Origin of the sequence: Gulosibacter sediminis (genome assembly GCF_030011715.1) — a bacterium.
GTDB classification, from domain to species: Bacteria; Actinomycetota; Actinomycetes; order Actinomycetales; family Microbacteriaceae; genus Gulosibacter; species Gulosibacter sediminis.
Map to the genome: position 1 here is coordinate 15,064 of NZ_JASCYH010000017.1, position 14,594 is coordinate 29,657.

14 protein-coding genes are annotated in these 14,594 nt (G+C 66.8%); 10 read left to right on the forward strand and 4 right to left on the reverse strand.

Annotated elements, in window-relative coordinates; translation table 11 throughout:
- Position 1 precedes the first annotated feature (1 nt).
- Positions 2 to 907: a tyrosine recombinase XerC gene (locus QM019_RS07325; protein WP_125107904.1), complete on the forward strand. Its 906-nt coding sequence runs from the start codon at positions 2 to 4 to the stop codon at positions 905 to 907.
- A 38-nt stretch (positions 908 to 945) separates the two neighbouring features.
- Here QM019_RS07325 and QM019_RS07330 read toward each other — a convergent pair whose 3' ends face one another.
- Positions 946 to 2,397, reverse strand: a complete 1,452-nt coding sequence (locus QM019_RS07330; protein ID WP_282852449.1) for an LPXTG cell wall anchor domain-containing protein — start codon at positions 2,395 to 2,397, stop codon at positions 946 to 948.
- 36 nt (positions 2,398 to 2,433) lie between these two features.
- Positions 2,434 to 3,015 carry a M23 family metallopeptidase gene (locus tag QM019_RS07335; protein WP_282825682.1) on the reverse strand — a complete coding sequence of 194 codons (582 nt, stop codon included), beginning with the start codon at positions 3,013 to 3,015 and terminating at the stop codon, positions 2,434 to 2,436.
- 299 nt (positions 3,016 to 3,314) lie between these two features.
- On the opposite strand from QM019_RS07335, the gene rpsB reads away from it, so the two are divergent.
- From rpsB to QM019_RS07375, 8 genes are all read left to right on the forward strand, one after another.
- On the forward strand, positions 3,315 to 4,190 hold the full coding sequence (gene rpsB, locus QM019_RS07340; protein WP_125107907.1) for a 30S ribosomal protein S2: 876 nt from the start codon (positions 3,315 to 3,317) through the stop codon (positions 4,188 to 4,190).
- Between the two features lie 19 nt (positions 4,191 to 4,209).
- Complete coding sequence (gene tsf, locus QM019_RS07345; protein ID WP_282852450.1) at positions 4,210 to 5,067, forward strand: translation elongation factor Ts; 858 nt, start codon at positions 4,210 to 4,212, stop codon at positions 5,065 to 5,067.
- Positions 5,068 to 5,184: 117 nt separating this feature from the next.
- Positions 5,185 to 5,916 carry a UMP kinase gene (gene pyrH / locus QM019_RS07350; protein WP_125107909.1) on the forward strand — a complete coding sequence of 244 codons (732 nt, stop codon included), beginning with the start codon at positions 5,185 to 5,187 and terminating at the stop codon, positions 5,914 to 5,916.
- 63 nt (positions 5,917 to 5,979) lie between these two features.
- Positions 5,980 to 6,534 (forward strand): ribosome recycling factor, encoded by a 555-nt coding sequence (gene frr / locus QM019_RS07355; RefSeq protein ID WP_125107910.1) that lies wholly within the window; start codon positions 5,980 to 5,982, stop codon positions 6,532 to 6,534.
- Positions 6,534 to 7,538: a phosphatidate cytidylyltransferase gene (locus tag QM019_RS07360; RefSeq protein ID WP_282852451.1), complete on the forward strand. Its 1,005-nt coding sequence runs from the start codon at positions 6,534 to 6,536 to the stop codon at positions 7,536 to 7,538. The genes frr and QM019_RS07360 overlap by 1 nt, the downstream gene beginning before the upstream one ends.
- Before the next feature lie 12 nt (positions 7,539 to 7,550).
- Positions 7,551 to 8,117 (forward strand): DivIVA domain-containing protein, encoded by a 567-nt coding sequence (locus QM019_RS07365; protein ID WP_125107912.1) that lies wholly within the window; start codon positions 7,551 to 7,553, stop codon positions 8,115 to 8,117.
- 101 nt (positions 8,118 to 8,218) lie between these two features.
- Positions 8,219 to 8,983 carry an aggregation-promoting factor C-terminal-like domain-containing protein gene (locus QM019_RS07370; protein WP_282825674.1) on the forward strand — a complete coding sequence of 255 codons (765 nt, stop codon included), beginning with the start codon at positions 8,219 to 8,221 and terminating at the stop codon, positions 8,981 to 8,983.
- A 6-nt stretch (positions 8,984 to 8,989) separates the two neighbouring features.
- Entirely contained in the window at positions 8,990 to 9,274 is a 285-nt protein-coding gene (locus tag QM019_RS07375; protein ID WP_282825672.1) for a hypothetical protein, read from the forward strand.
- Positions 9,275 to 9,308: 34 nt separating this feature from the next.
- Here QM019_RS07375 and QM019_RS07380 read toward each other — a convergent pair whose 3' ends face one another.
- Together QM019_RS07380 and QM019_RS07385 are read right to left on the reverse strand one after the other, a co-directional pair.
- On the reverse strand, positions 9,309 to 10,355 hold the full coding sequence (locus QM019_RS07380) for an AI-2E family transporter (RefSeq protein ID WP_282825670.1): 1,047 nt from the start codon (positions 10,353 to 10,355) through the stop codon (positions 9,309 to 9,311).
- 5 nt (positions 10,356 to 10,360) lie between these two features.
- Positions 10,361 to 11,980: a DivIVA domain-containing protein gene (locus tag QM019_RS07385; RefSeq protein ID WP_282825668.1), complete on the reverse strand. Its 1,620-nt coding sequence runs from the start codon at positions 11,978 to 11,980 to the stop codon at positions 10,361 to 10,363.
- Positions 11,981 to 12,296: 316 nt separating this feature from the next.
- Between QM019_RS07385 and QM019_RS07390 the strand changes: the two genes are divergently transcribed.
- Complete coding sequence (locus QM019_RS07390; RefSeq protein WP_282852452.1) at positions 12,297 to 14,594, forward strand: DUF8094 domain-containing protein; 2,298 nt, start codon at positions 12,297 to 12,299, stop codon at positions 14,592 to 14,594.

Here is a 14,594-nt window from a genome sequence, read left to right on the forward strand (position 1 = left end):
CATGGCAGAACTCCGGGAGGCGATCGAGGACTACGTCCTCGCACTTGACCGCGAGTTTGGCCGGTCGCCAAACACCTGCCGGGCCGCGCACGGCGACCTCACTCGCTTCGCTGACTCCGTCGAGGCCGCGGGGCCGGTTGACACGAGCGAACTCACGCTCGAGGACTTTCGCGACTGGCTCTGGCGCGAGAATGAGCAGGGGCACGCCGCCGCGACGATTGCGCGCCGCGCATCCGTCGCTCGTCGGTTCACCGCTTGGTGTCACTCGACTGGCCGCGGCGACGACGTGGCCCGCCGGCTGAAGTCGCCGAAGGTGGGCCGCTCGCTGCCGCGTCTCGTCAGCGAAGGACAGATGGACGACATCTTCGCGTCGCTGCGTGACCGGGCCGACTCAGACGAGCCGAGCGCGCTTCGCGACCTCGCGATCGTCGAACTGCTCTACGCGACAGGGATGCGTGTCTCTGAACTCTGCGCCCTCAATCTCGACTCGCTCACCCCGTCGGCGAGCCTCGTGCGGGTCATCGGCAAGGGCAACGTCGAACGAGTCATTCCCTACGGACAACCCGCGGCCCGGGCCATCGACGCCTGGCTCGACCGAGGACGCGCTGCGCTCGCGGTCGAGTCATCGGGTGATGCGCTCTTTCTCGGTGCCCGCGGGGGCCGCCTCAACTCGCGCAGCGTGTACGAGCTGAGCCGCCAACTCTTACAGCTCGCCCCGGGCCAGGGGCCGTCGGGGCCCCACACGTTCCGGCATACGGCGGCGACCCATCTGCTCGACGGCGGCGCTGACTTGCGCGGGGTGCAGGAGTACCTCGGCCACGCCGATCTCGGCACGACGCAGATCTACACGCACGTCTCAGCCGAGCGACTCCGCGAGACCTATAAGCGGGCGCACCCTCGCGCCTAAGCGCAGGGGATGCACCCGCCTGGGTCAGTCGAACGCTGCTACCAGCTCGTCGCCTCGCGCCGCTGCCGGTCGCGGGCGATGAACCAACCACCGAGCCCGATCAGCGCGAGCCCGGCACCGGCCACACCGAACCAGATTCCCGGCTTCGTGCCGGTCTCGGCGAGCCGCGGTGTGTCGTCTTCGGGTGCGGGCGCTGGCGTTGTCGCGTCATCGTGAACCTCGGTCGGTGACGGCATGGGCGAGCCTGTCGGTGCGTCGCTTGGCGTCGGCATCGGCGTCGGGGTGGCTGTCGGTGTTGGTGTTGCCGTAGGCGTCGCCGTGGGAGTTTCAGTCGGCGGCGTTGCTGGCGTCTCGACCGGCGCGGGTGGCGCCGGGGGAGCCACCGGCGTCTTCGTGGGTGTTGGAGCTGGAGTCAGAGTGGGGGTTGGGGTCGCCGTGGGCGGCTGTGTGCCCGGCGCTGTGGGGGTCGGCGCAGGCGTGGGCGTGGCGGTGGGGGTTGGGGTTGGGGCTTCCGTGCTCGGTTTGCCAACGAGCGAGGGCTTCGTCGTCGAACCGCCGGGGGCGGGCGAGGTCGTCTCGGGCACCCCGGTCTTGTTCGTAATCACGCCAATGCCGAGGCGGTCGCTCGCTTGCGGCCACGCGGCCTGGCTCGCCTGAATCAGCAACTGCCGGCCTTCGGTGACGAGCACACGCAACTCGGAGGTCGCGTAGCCCGCGGCGGGCGCGGTGCTCACGTCGGCGATTACCTCGGGTTTGCGGGTGTCGTGCTTGACGAGAAGGTCGTGCGATCGCCCGCCATCGAGTGCGACGACCGAGGCGCCGTCGACACTTGCGGCTTCGAGCGACAGCGTCACGTGCACGCCCGTGCCCACTTTCGGCACTTGCACGTGAACACCGTCATCGAGGCGCACGACCGTAACCTGCACCGCTGTGGGGCGCTCGATGACCTGCACCTTCGCGAGCTCGGCGCGAAGTTGCTCGAGCTGTTCGGCGACCGCGGCAGCGGTGGCCTGTGGCATCTTCGCGTAGTAGTGCTGGTCGCCGGGATAGTGCCTGTCGTCGGCGACCGACCACACGAGCATCGCCACTGCGGTTGTCACGGTCGGGTCGCTCGAGGTGCCGGAGTTGCTGACCGCCCAGTGCAGTTGGGCACGCTCGGTGGCCGAGAGTGACGAAACCGCAGCTGGCACAGGCTCGTCGCGTCCGAGCGGGCGCGTGGGCTTGCCGACTGGACGGGGCTTGCTGAGTTCGATGCAGTAGGCATTTTCGTCGTCGTAGCGCATCGCGCCGATGAAGGTGCCGTTCGAATTGGAATACCCGGCGCCAAGTTCGGCGGCGGAGGCGGCACGCATGCCAAGGGGAATCAGCAGTGCGACGATCGCCGCGATCAGCACGAGCGCGAGCCCCAAGCGGAGGCGGGGCGACGGGAATTCGGGCGGGGGCACGCGGCGCGCGAGGCTGCCGGGCGGCGGGGACGGAGGAGTGGGCATGAGCGGCCTTTCGTGTCAGGTGAAGATCGGCTGGAGTTACGGCGAGATGGGCAGGAGGATCGCGCGCGGCACCTCGCCGAGCAGCGCGAGCGGGTCGAGGTAGTCGTCGCCAAGCCGGGCGCCAAGATGCAGCCCGCCCGACGGTTCGTGCGCGGGGGAGTCGGCGACGTGGCCGATGAGTTGCCCCCGCGTGACCGCGTCGCCCTCGGCGACGGCCGCATCGACCGGCTCGAACGTTGAGCGAATCCCGTTCGCGTGCTGAATCGAGAGCAGCGGGCGGTCAACGACCCAGCCGACGAAGTGCACCGTGCCGTCATCGGGCGCGTAGACGGCGGTGCCCGCGGGCACCGCGAGGTCGATGCCGCGGTGGCCCGCGCTGTACCGGTGCTCGAGGTCGAACAGCCGACTGATCTCGGGCCGAGGCTGCACCGGCCACGACCAGATCGCGTCGCCCGGCGCATCCGACTCGACCGGCGCATCCGTCTCGGCGGAACGCGCCGGCGAAACGAGCGACGAGACCGCGCTGGCGCTTGCCGGGGCTGCCGACAGCGCAGAGAATAGCAGGCAGGTCAGCGCAAGAGCGGCCAGGATACGCGGCCCGCGGCGTCGTGAAATCATGGCCCCAGGGTCGCCGGGTTGCGCGCGCGCCGCCCGGCGAAGGGCACGACCGGTGGACAGCCGCTCATCCACAGCCGGCGCGGTAGGCGCCTCGGGGTGCCGCGCAAGGGCAAAACGCGCTAGAGTTATCGATTGCAGTCCGTCACCGGGCTGACTTCGCGTGTCCACTATGCGATCAACTTCGACGGTCTCACCTGATCGGTGAGCGGAGTTGTGACCGGACACCAGGATTGCCGCAACGCGGCAGTAGTAACCAAAACCGCACGCCTCCGGTGTGCCCTACCCAAGGAGATACGACCATGGCAGTCGTCTCGATGCGTCAGCTGCTTGACGCAGGTGTCCACTTCGGTCACCAGACCCGCCGCTGGAACCCGAAGATGAAGCGCTTCATCTTCACCGAGCGTTCGGGCATCTACATCCTCGACCTCCAGCAGTCGCTCGCCTTCATCGACAAGGCCTACGACTTCGTCAAGGAGACCGTGTCGCACGGCGGCTCGGTGCTCTTCGTCGGCACCAAGAAGCAGGCGCAGGAAGTTATCGCAGAGCAGGCGCTCCGCGTGAACCAGCCCTACGTCAACCAGCGCTGGCTCGGTGGCCTTCTCACCAACTTCCAGACCGTGCAGAAGCGCCTCAACCGCCTCAAGGAGCTCGACCTCGTCGACTTCGAGGACACCTCAACCGGGTACACCAAGAAGGAGCTCCTCATCCAGCGTCGCGAGCGCGACAAGCTGGAGAAGACCCTCGGTGGTATCCGCAACATGTCGCGGACGCCTTCGGCGCTCTGGGTGGTTGACACCAACAAGGAGCACCTCGCCATCGACGAGGCGAAGAAGCTCGGCATCCCGGTTGTCGCGATCCTCGACACCAACTGCGACCCCGACGACGTTGACTACCCGATTCCGGGCAACGACGACGCGATCCGTTCGGTCGGCCTCCTCACCCGCATCGTTGCTGACGCTGCCGCTGAGGGTCTCATGACCCGCCACCAGAAGCCCGCCGAGGGCGCTGGCGAGACCGCTGAGCCGCTGGCTGAGTGGGAGCTCGAGCTGCTTAAGCAGGGCGAGGCCAAGACTGAAGAGGCCGCCGCCCCCGCCGCTGAGGCTGTTCAGGAGCCGGCAACCGACGCCGCGCAGACTGAAGAAGCTGCGGCTACCACCGCCGACGAGACCAAGTAACCAAGAGGAGACTCAGTCAATGGCAAACTTCACCATCGCTGACGTGAAGGCGCTGCGCGAGCAGCTCGGCACCGGACTCATCGACACCAAGAAGGCCCTCGAGGAAGCCAACGGCGACCTCGAGAAGGCCGTCGAGTTGCTCCGCCTCAAGGGCGCGAAGGGCAACGCGAAGCGCGCTGACCGTTCGGCTGCCGAGGGCCTCGTCGCCGCCAAGGCGAACGGCAACGGCACCGCAACCATCGTTGAGCTCAACTGCGAGACCGACTTCGTCGCCAAGGGCGAGAAGTTCATCGCGCTCGCCGACGTCGTGCTCAACGCGGCCGCTGCCGCTGGTGCGACCAACGCCGAGGAAGCTCTCAAGGCTGACGCCGACGGCGAGACCGTGGCAGAGCGCATCGACGCTGTTGCCGCGGTAATCGGTGAGAAGTTCGAGCTGCGCAACGTTCGCCTCGTCAAGGGCGAGCAGTTCGACATCTACATGCACCTCACGTCGAAGGACCTCCCGCCGCAGGTTGGCGTTGTCGTCGGTTACGCCGGTGGCGACGAGGAAACCGCGCACGGTATCGCGCAGCACATTGCGTTCGCGAACCCGTCGTACCTCAACCGCGAGGACGTCCCCCAGGAGGACATCGACAAGGAGCGCAAGGTCGTCGAGGACATCACTCGCGCCGAGGGCAAGCCCGAGGCCGCGCTGCCGAAGATCGTTGAAGGCCGCCTCGGTGCGTTCTTCAAGCAGATCGTGCTCAACGAGCAGGAGTACGCGCGCGACCCGAAGCACTCGGTCAAGCAGATCGCCGAGCAGGCCGGTCTGACGATCGTCGACTTCGCGCGCCTCAAGGTGGGCGCCGGCGTCGAAGCAAGCGACGACGCCGAGTAGTCTCGCCGCGCATACGCGCAACTCACGCCGAGGGCGGCCCATGCACAGCATGGGCCGCCCTCGGCGCACTAGTGTGGATCCTCGACCCGTATCGACCTCGCCTCCCAAAGGAGCCAGATGACCTCGTCTGTCAGCAAGCCTCGCCGCGTTCTACTCAAACTCTCCGGAGAGGCCTTCGGAGGCGGCAAGCTCGGGGTTGACTCCGAGGTACTCACGAGCATCTCGAACGAGATCGCCCGCGCTGCCGAGAAGGTCCAGATCGCCGTCGTTGTTGGTGGCGGCAATTTCTTCCGCGGTGCTCAGCTCGCCAACGCGGGCATGGACCGCTCGCGCGCCGACTACATGGGCATGCTCGGCACCGTGATGAACGCCCTCGCGCTGCAGGACTTCCTCGAGCAGGCCGGCGCGAGCGCCCGCGTGCAGTCAGCCATCGAGATGCGCCAGGTCGCCGAGCCCTATATTCCGTTGCGCGCCGAGCGCCACATGGAGAAGGGCCGTGTCGTCGTGTTCGGCGCGGGAGCCGGCCTGCCCTATTTCTCGACCGACACCGTTGCTGCCCAGCGCGCCCTCGAGGTGCACGCCGACGTACTCCTCGTGGCAAAGAACGGCGTCGACGGCGTCTACACGGCCGACCCGAACCGCGACGAAACCGCAGAGATGATTCACGGCATCTCCTACCAGGATGCGCTCCGCCGCGGCCTGCGCGTGGTCGACTCGACCGCGTTCAGCCTCTGCATGGACAACGGCATGGACATGCGCGTGTTCGGCATGAGCCCCGACGGCAACATCGAGCGTGCCATCCTCGGCGACGACATCGGCACGCTCGTCTCCAATAGCTTCCGCAGCTAGCGGCATCCGCCCGCATCTCAGCCCTGCGTAGGATGGGGCTGATACGCACCGAAAGGAACCCCTGTGATCTCCGACGTCCTCGACGACACCAAAGAGAAGATGGAAAAGGCGCTCGAGCACGCCCATGAGGAGTTCGGGAACATCCGAACCGGGCGCGCAAACCCGGCGCTGTTCACCAAGCTCCTGGTCGACTACTACGGCACCCCCACCCCGCTCGGCCAGCTCGCTTCGCTCCAGCAGCCCGAAGCCCGCATGCTCCTCATTACGCCCTACGACAAGGGCGCGCTGAAGGACATCGAGAAGGCAATCGTTGCTGCCCAGCACCTCGGTGTGACCCCCTCGAACGAGGGTCAGATCATCCGTGTCACCATGCCGGAGCTCACGAAGGAGCGCCGCCAGGAATACGTGAAGATTGCTCGCGACAAGGCCGAGGAAGCGCGCGTCGCCGTGCGCAACATCCGCCGCAAGGGCATGACCGACCTTTCCGCGCTCGAGAGCGAGTTCGGTGAGGATGAGGTTGGCCGCGCCGAGAAGGAACTCGACAAGATCACGAAGGCGTACGTCGACCGCGTCGACGAGGCATTCAAGAACAAGGAAGCCGACCTGCTCGAGGTCTAGTGCCTACTACCTCCAGCGAGCACGAGGACGGGCGGGACGCGCAACAAGGCGCTACCCCGCCCGCGTCGCGCTCCCTGGAAATCGAGGCGGCACGCATCCGTCGCCAGGTGCGGCGCATCAACGATCAGGTCAACGAACGATCGGGTCGAAACCTGCTCAGCGCGATCGGCATCGCCGTTGTACTCATCGGGGCCGTGCTGCTCTCGCTACTCATCGACAAGCGGCTGTTCATCCCGCTCGGCATGGCCATCGCCGTGCTCGTCGTCATGGAACTCACGATCGCCATGCGGCGCGTGGGTCGTCGCGTGCCGCGCGTGCCCTCGGCCATCGTCGCGCTCGCGACCGTGCCGATTGCCTACTTCTTCCCGCCCTCGGTGTTCTGGGTCGCGTTCCTCGCCGGCGTCATGTTCGTCGTCGGCTGGCGGCTCGTCGAAGCGGGCATCCACCGCCTGCAGCGCGGTCACATCGTGACCTCGAAGCGGCAACTCGCCATCGATGCGTCATCGACCGCCTTCGTGCACTTCTACGTGACGTTCCTCTCGTCGTTCACCGTGATGCTGCTCTCGCAGCCGCTCGGCGAGTTCTGGGTGCTCTCGTTCATCGCGGTCGTGGTCGCGGTCGACACGGGCGCCTATGCAGCCGGCCTGCAGTGGGGACGCACGAAGCTCGCGCCGCGCATCAGCCCGGGCAAGACCTGGGAGGGCATCGCGGGCGGTGTTGTGCTCGGCACGCTCGTCGCCATCGCGGCCTGCGTGCTGCTGCTCGGTCTGCCGTGGTGGTTTGGCATCATCATGGGCGTCACGCTTACCGTGACCGGTGTCTGTGGCGACCTCACCGAATCGATGATCAAGCGCGACCTCGGCGTGAAGGACATGTCGAACTGGCTCCCCGGACATGGCGGGTTTTTCGACCGGGTTGACTCGATGATCCCCTCTGGAGCCATGGCGTTTGCACTCTATTTCTGGTCAACTCCGCTAATGGAGTTTGCGCAGCGGCTCGGCTGAGGCAAAATAGCAATGATGAAGACTGAGGCGCCTTTCCCCCGAGCCCCGCGAGGGGAGTACGGTTATGACCCTGAAGAGGTCGACCGGGCTCTGCGCGTCGCCCGTGAGCGGTACGAGAACTTTGACAATGGCTCTGAGGGCAAGCGCCTGACGGCCAAGAGCATCCGCCACACCGCATTCACCATGCGCAAGCGCGGGTACTCCGCACCCCACGTCGATGCCGCGCTCGAGCGGCTCGAAGACGCCGTGGCCGTGCGCGAGCACGAGGAGCGCATCGCGCACCGCGGCCGTGACGAGTACATGGCCGAGATCAAGGACGCCGCACGCGCGGTGCTGAAGCGACTCGAGCGCCCCTCGGGTGACCGCTTCCGCCGCGTCTCGCTGCTGCAGCGGGGCTACTCGGTGGATGAAGTGGAGTCGTTCTGCAATCGCGTCGACGACTTTCTTCGTGGCAAGGCGTCGATGACGCTGCGCGAGGCCCGTGGCGTCGCGTTCACGTCGAAGCGTCGCGGCTACGAAGAGGGTCAGGTCGACCTGCTCATCGACGCCGTGGTCGATGTCATGCTCGCGATTCGCTAACGATTTCTGACCGCAAGCTGAACGCGCTATACCATTCCGTTGTCTCTTCGTAACCAATCCGTTATCGTAGACGGGTGCCAGTTACGAATGGAGAGCAGCAGATGACGGAAATCACGCGATCGGGGTCAACCCGAGCCGCCGTGCCGTGGGCAGTTCGCTCGTCGCGTCGCAACCGCAAGGTCACCTCGGTGGTCGCAGGATGCGCGCTGGCCGCAGTCGCCGCAGTGGGTATCGCGCAGCCGTTCCTCGCGGCGCCCGCTGCCACGCAGGCCGCTGTGTCGTACCAGCCTTCGCTGGCCGACATCACGAAGGCGAACCCCCAGAGCTATGTTTCGGAGCAGCCGACTTCCGGCGACTCCACCGACAAGGGCGACGACGCCGGTACCTCGACGTCGATCACCTCGGGCCGAAGCGACGTCACCGTCGAACTCGAGCCCGAGCCAGAGCCCGAGGTCGTCGAAGAAGACACGACGACCACCGACACCACGACCGAAGACACCACGACGAACGACTCGACGTCGACCGACACCTCGGGCGCAAGCGCGGACTACGTCGCGCCGTCCGCCGGCTCCATTAAAGAGACCGCGGCATCGATGGCCTCGTCGCAGTACGGCTGGGGCTCCGACCAGTTCGCATGCCTCGACAGCTTGTGGACCAAGGAATCCAACTGGAACCCGACTGCAGCAAACGCATCGGGTGCCTACGGCATCCCGCAGGCCCTGCCGGGGAGCAAGATGTCGACCGCCGGTTCCGACTGGGCCACTAACCCGAGCACGCAGATCGCCTGGGGCCTGAGCTACATCTCGGATGTCTACGGCACGCCGTGCGCCGCGTGGGGCCACTCGCAGTCCGTCAACTGGTACTAAGCCGACATGGGGCGCCGCAACTCCCGGCGTGACCGGGAGTTCGTCCCGCTCGACCTCGACCGCATCCGGGGCGGCCTTCGCCGCACCGAGGTGCGGCGCGGTCGTGAGTACACGGTGCAACAGGTGAGTGCCGAGCGAGCGCTCAAGGTGTATACCTGTCCCGGCTGCAACCTCGAGATCCCCATTGGCCAGGCACACGTGGTCGTGTTCCGCGCCGACAACATCATGGGTGACGATGCCGCCATCGCGGACCGCCGTCACTGGCACAGCCACTGCTGGCGCATCGCCTAGCACTAGCCTCGTCGCGGCACTGCCGCGGGCGGGACTAGCGCTCGTTCTGGCGGGGGATGAGCACCTCTTTGATGATGATCATCAAGCTGGCCGCGACGGGGATCGCGACGAGTGCCCCGAGCAGGCCGAGGAGTGTGCCACCGGTGAGGGCGGCGATGACGACGATGGCGCCGGGGACCTGCACTGCGCGTGACATGACGCGCGGGGTAAGGATGTACGCCTCGACCTGCATGTAGACGACGTAGTAGATCGCGGCAATCCACCAGACGGGGGAGCCGGGTTCGAGCAACAGGAGCTGCGCGAGCACGATGATCGCCGAGGCCGAGATCGTACCGATCATCGGGATCATCGACCCGATGAACGCGATGACCGCGAACACCATTGGCATGGCGGCGCCGACGATCGACAAGAAGATGAACGTCAGCACGCCATTGACGAGCGCGAGTGTGACCATGCCGAGCACATACGCACCCACCGAGCCCGTGATGCGCTCTGAGAGCTCCGCGACGCGCGGCCGCGACGATGCCGGGCTGAGCTGGTAGAAGGCCCGCTTGATGCTCGGGAGGCTCGCTACGAAGTAAATCGTGAGGATCGTCACCATCATGGTGGCAAACAGGCCGTTCACGATGCCGACACCGACCTGAAAGACGCCACCGGTGATGGCGCCGAGGTTGCCCTGCAGCCACGACGCGGCCTGCGCCACCATCGCCTGCACGTCGAGCGCCGGGAAAGTGACGGTGAGCCACTCGACGGCGTTCGAGTTGACGATGTCGCCGATGATCGCGCCGTACCGGGTCGAAATCTCGTTGACCTGCGCCGTGATCGAGGGCACGATCGCCCAGACCACGAGCGCGGCGACGACGATGACTCCGACGATCAGCACAAGCACCGCGGCCCAGCGGGGCCAGCGGCGACGCTCGAGCCACGAGATCGCCGGGTCAAAGCCGAGGGCGAGGAAGAGCGCCGTCGCGATGTACGTGAGCACCGTCGACAGCGACTCGACCATGCCGCCGAGCGTGAGCGCAATGAGCGCACCGAGGGTGGCGAGGAAACCGATCTTGAACGGATTCTCGATGCGCATCGTCGTTAGCCGTTCTGCGAGCGCGGGGCGCCGGGCTTCGGCGCAGAGTTCTGCTTAGTGCCAGTGCCCTGCTTCTGGGTGTTGCCCTGCGCGGGTGCCTGCGGCTCCTGGTTCTTCGACGACATGAGCGGCATGCGGCCGACGAGCTCGCGCATCTGCTCAAGGTAGGCCTCGATCTGGTCGCGCTCATCGCGCACGGCCGTGAGGCGCTGCTCAGCGGCCTGCTGCTCGGCGAGCGTGCGGGTCTCGAGCTCGCGAGCGCGCTCGCGGGCCTGCTTGTTCGAGTTCTCGAGCAGGTTGGCGGCCTGGCGCTCGGCGGCCTGCACGGTCTCTTGGGCGCGCTTGCGTGCATCCGCCGTGATCTTGCCGGCCTCGCGCCGCACCTGCTCGCTGCGCTGGTTGAGGTCGGCGAGCTGCTCAGTGGCCTCGTCGATCATGCGCTTCGCCGCGGCTTCGGCGTTGCGGCCGGCGACGACGAGCTGCTGCTCGAACTCGTTGCGCTTGGTCGTGAGCTCGACCTCCTGCGTGCTGCGGGCCTCGGCCAGCTCGCGCATGGTGGTTTCGCGCAGTTCAGCAAGTTCGGTAGTGATGCGCAGGCGCTCGGCCTCGAGTTCGCGTCGCTGGGTGCCGGCGAGCTCGGCCGCGGCCACCTCGGCCTCGGCGCGGGTCTGCTCGAGCTCGCGGATGTGGTTCTCGCGCGCCGTCGCCAGCTCACGCTGGTGGGCCGACTTCGTCGCCTCAATCGAGTCGGCGAGTTCGGCGCGCTGACGCGCAACCTCAGCCGAGAGCGACTCGCGCTCGGCCGTCGTTTCGCGTGCGAACTTCGCCCGGGCCTCACCGAGCTCGTTCTCCTGCTCGGCGCGCTGCTTCGAAAGTTCGTTCTCGAGCGCGCCGCGGCGCTCAACCATCTCGCGCTCGAAAGCCTCACGGCGCTCCTCGAGGTCCTGCTCGGTCGCCGAGCGGTGCGCCTCGAACTCGCGCTGCTGCTCGGTGAACTTGGCGAGCGCATCCGCCAGCTCGGTCTCTTGACGCTGGCGCTTCGTCGCGAGCTCCTGCGCGACGTCGGCGCGGTTCGCCTCGATCTCGCGGTCGACCGCGTGTCGACGCTCACGCAGCTCGCTCGTGACCTGGTCCTTCACGGAGTCGATCTCGCGCTCCTGGTTGATTCGCGTGAGCTCGGCCTCCTGCTTGGCATTCTCGACGAGCTGGTCGGCCGACGACTGCGCCTCTTGTGCGACCCGCTGCGCCGACTGGTCGGCCTCGCGGGTGACGCGCTCGGCGTAGTCGTTTGCGTCTTCGTGGATGCGCGCGGCGTTCTTGCGGGCGTCCGACACGAGCTTCTCCGACTCGCGCTGCGCATCCGAAACGATGCGCATTGCCTGCTCTTCGGCGGTCGATAGCGTCCCCGCGAGCTTGGTGCCGAGCCCGGCGTAACTCGGTGCCTCGGCTTCAGCGAGGTCGGCTTCGGTCTTCTTCAGGCGCTGCTCGAGCTCGGTGGTGCGCTGCTGGGCACGCTCGTACGCGGCCTGCGCCTGCGAAAGCTGCTGCTGGAGGTCGTTCAGCGCTTGGTCCACCTCTTCGCGCTGGTAGCCGCGCATTGCAGTGGTGAAGTTGAACGATTCCACGTGCGTGATCCTCCAAGGAGTAGTGGGTGCTGGCCCGAACCAGCAAGCAGGACGTGATGAAAGTCTAGAGCGGCGCGGTTGAGAGCTCTGCAGATTCGTGCGAGTTCATGCGCGTCGCGAGCGTTCGCCCTGAACGAAGCCTGGTAACAATAGGGTCACAAATTGGTGAATGCGCTAGGCTGGACGCTTGTCCGTTTGCTGATTGCTGGTAGTTCGCGCGTGGCGTGCCCTCTCCATGCCGCCCGCGCACCTACGCTGCCGATAAGCAGTGGGCAACGAACGTTATCCGTGTATCCGAGAACCGAGGAGCCTCTCCGTGCGCTTCATCCTTGCGGCCGTAGCCTTCGTGGCGAGCGTGGTCGCGCTTGTCGTCGGAGGAATTCAATTCGTTGGCGCCGCGCAGGCGACGACCGTGACTGCCGACGGCACCACCGACAGCGGTGCTCCCGTCATCGTCATCAACGACGACGTCTTTTCGTCACGAGCCGGCCTGCAGGACATCCGGATCGAGGGCGATGGCGCGATCAACGTGATCATCGGTCGCACGAGCGACATCGAGGCCTGGGTTGGTGACGCGCGGCACGACGAGGTGACGCTCGACGAAGATTCGACTCACTCGCGCGAACACATCGGCTTGAAGTTCACCGAGTCGGGCACCGAGGAAACGGTGCCGAATCCCATCGGCAACGACCTTTGGTACGAGGAGCACGAGGGCGAGGGCTCGGTGCAGCTCAGCACGGTCGTCGCGCCCGGCTACTCGATGCTGATTACCTCTGACGGCGACAATCCTGCGCCCTCGACAGTTTCGGTGACCTGGCCCCTCGGTGGCTACGCCCCGATGTCGGGTCCGCTGCTTGTGATTGGCGCCGTGCTGTTTGTGCTGGCACTCGCACTGCTGTGGTGGGCACTCGCGCACCGCCGCCGCGTCAAGCGTCAGCTCGCGTCGGCGACGCGCAAGCGTGGTCGTTCGGCAGCGGTCGCGGCCGCCGGCGCGGATGCGAATGGTGAATGGTCGGTCGTGCCCTGGGACGACGAGGTTGCCGAAGCTGCGCAGCTTCGCGCCGACAACGTCGCGGCCGGCGGTGAGCTCGTCGTCGACGAGGATGCGCCGATCGAGTTCCCTGTCGAGCCCGCGACCGCGCCGGTGCCGGTATCGCCTGAGCCCGTCGTGACGGAGCCGGTTGCGTCGGAGCCGGTCGTGGAGGCTGTTGAAGAGCCCCCCGTCGAAGCGACAGCCTTCGACGAGCCGTCCGATGTAGCAGCGTCGACCGAAGAAGTCCCCGTTGTCGAGGACACTGCGGAACCCGTCGAGCCGGTTGAGCCCGAGCTGGCCGACGCGCCGAACTCGGCGTTCGCGCCGCCGAGCGAGGCATCTTCGGATACTTGGACCGCCGCCGAACTCGGCGATGCGTCGGAGCCGGTGGTTGAGCCCGAGCCCGAGCCGGAGCCCGAATCGGCGCCCGCGCCGGAAGTGCCAGCGGCGCCCGCATCCGACGACGATTCGAAGTGGCGCCGCCCGCGCGGTCGCAACCGTTCGAGCGCGCCGCGGCGGTCATTCCTCATTGCGCCCGTCGCGATGGTGGTCGGCTTGACCCTCGCCGGTTGCGCGCCGCAGTACTGGCCCGCTGAGTGGACGAACGCCGAGCTGCAGCCCACTGGCACCGCGACGTCGACGGTCGACGCGGCCCTGCTCGACGAGGGGGCACACCCGCCCGCACTCAACATGGAGCAGATTCAGAACGTTGTGACGGAGGCGGCAGACCTCGCGAACCAGGCCGACGGCGAGCTCGACGCATCGGTGCTCGAGCCTCGGTTCGAGGGCGACGCCCTCGCCGAGCGCATTGCCCTCTACAAGGCGAAGAAGGCTGACAGCGAACTGCCCAGTCCGGCAGCGTTCCCGACCGGAGATGTCGTGTACGCCGTGCCGGAGTCGACCGACGAGTTCCCGCGCACGACATTCGTGGTCGTCAACGCGAACGCTGACGCCTCGGAGGCGCCGTTCGGTGTCATGCTCGTCCAGGACACCGCTCGTGACAACTTCAAGGTCGCGTCACTGACGCAGCTCGCGCCCAATGTGAGCCTGCCCGAGTCTGCCCCGACGAGCATCGGCTCGGCGAGCATCCGCGATCTGCCGGGCGACCTCGTCATTGCCCCAAGCGACCTGGCGGGCGCGTACGCCGACGTGATCGCCAACGGCAGCGACTCGCAGTACGCGTCGCTGTTCTCGGCCGACAACGACACCCTGCGCTCGCAGGTGAACCAGGAGTACCGCGACGCGCAGACCGAGGCACTCGACCCCGAGGCGACCGACGTTGAGTTCAAGTACGAGGGCACCGACACCGCGCCTCTCGGCATGGTGAGCCTCGACGACGGCGCGATCATCGCCGTGTCGATCAACGAGATCGAGACGGTCAGCGCCGCGAACGACCGCGCACGCATCACCGTGTCGGGTGCGACTGCCGCGTTGTCGGGTATCGAGACAACCGAGTACGGTTTTACTCGCACCTACACCGATCAGCTGCTGTTCTACGTGCCTTCAGCCGAGACCGGTGGCGAGGTGCAGTTCCTTGGAGTCTCGCAGGCGATGACCAGCGCCAGCGAGCTCAGTGAGTAG